3 protein-coding genes are annotated in these 1,205 nt (G+C 28.4%); all 3 read left to right on the top strand.

Annotated features, from left to right (window positions below; all coding sequences use genetic code 11):
• The coding region (locus tag CLORY_RS22830; protein ID WP_079428893.1) for a GNAT family N-acetyltransferase at positions 1 to 325 on the top strand (325 nt) is incomplete at its 5' end.
• Between the two features lie 153 nt (positions 326 to 478).
• Entirely contained in the window at positions 479 to 730 is a 252-nt protein-coding gene (locus CLORY_RS22825; protein ID WP_079428891.1) for a hypothetical protein, read from the top strand.
• Between the two features lie 2 nt (positions 731 to 732).
• A complete protein-coding gene (locus CLORY_RS22820; RefSeq protein WP_079428889.1) occupies positions 733 to 1,137 on the top strand; it encodes a type II toxin-antitoxin system VapC family toxin in 405 nt (134 codons plus the stop codon).
• Positions 1,138 to 1,205 lie beyond the last annotated feature (68 nt).

Here is a 1,205-nt window from a genome sequence, read left to right as displayed (position 1 = left end):
TGACTGGGAAAGAGTTTTTGTTGCAATAGATAATGACAATATAGCAGGCTATTGCACATTAGCGAAAACTGACTGTATACCACATGTTACCTACACTCCTTATATTGGATATGTGTTTGTAGGAGAACAATACAGGGGTAATAGATTGAGTGAAAAATTAATTTTGTTTGCATTAAAATATGCAAAAGAATTAAGATTTGACAAAGTGTATCTTGTAAGTGACCATATCAATCTATATGAGAAATATGGATTTGTTAAAGTTGATGAAAAACCAGCACCTTGGGACTTGAATACAATGGAAACAATCTTCATGCACTTAACGTAGAAAATAATCATAATATTGGGAAATAGAAATTTATATTATACATGAGCAATAAAATTATTAGTACAAATAGTTTAGAATAATTTCTATATGGTATATAATATCAATATAGATAAAAGGATGATTGAGAAATATATATGAGAGGAGATGGAATACATGTTAGCTATAAAAGGATATTATGATGGGAAAAATTTTGTGCCTATTGGAAATATTAAAATAGATAAAAACAAAGCAGCAATTATAACAATATTAGATGAATATGTAGAGCCTAATGATATATTGGAAACAAAGTTAAGAGCCATTGATAGATTAAATGGGATTTTAAAAAATGAGCCTGATGATGTTATCAGCAAATTTGATACAGTTCTGGCTAAAAGGATGAATATATCAAGAAAGGTAGATTTATAACAATGGGAAAGACGTTTGTGTTAGATACTAACATATTTTCTTATCTATTGAAGGGTAGTCATGGAATAGATGAAAAATTAAGAGATTCACTTAAAGCTGGAAATAACATAGTGATAAATCCAATAACTTATTATGAAATAAAAAGAGGACTAATTGCTATTGGTGCAACTAAAAAGCTTGAAGTTTTTAATGAATTCTGCGAGTTGTTTGAGATTGGAAAGTTAACAACTGAAATCTTAGATAAGTCTGCAGAAATTTATGCTGGACTTAGGAATAAGGGAAAGACAATTGAAGATGCAGATGTATTTATTATGGCGTTTTCTATTTGTAACGATTATTTACTTGTTACAAATAATATTAAGCATTTTTCAGACATTGAGGAGTTAGATGTAGAAAATTGGGTTTAATATTATATAAGGTATAGTTTAATGGTTAAATAAATCTGTAGGATATGGAGAAATGGAACTTGATGATA

The organism is Clostridium oryzae (assembly GCF_002029235.1).
In the GTDB taxonomy this organism is placed as follows: domain Bacteria; phylum Bacillota; class Clostridia; order Clostridiales; family Clostridiaceae; genus Clostridium_AE; species Clostridium_AE oryzae.
Note: the sequence above shows the minus strand (reverse complement) of the source record. Positions and strands in the feature narration are given on the sequence as shown.

Bases quoted from the DNA above. Each gene is read 5' to 3' on its own strand.
- CLORY_RS22825 (WP_079428891.1), top strand. From the start codon at position 479: ATGTTAGCTATAAAAGGATATTATGATGGGAAAAATTTTGTGCCTATT.
- CLORY_RS22820 (WP_079428889.1), top strand. From the start codon at position 733: ATGGGAAAGACGTTTGTGTTAGATACTAACATATTTTCTTATCTATTG.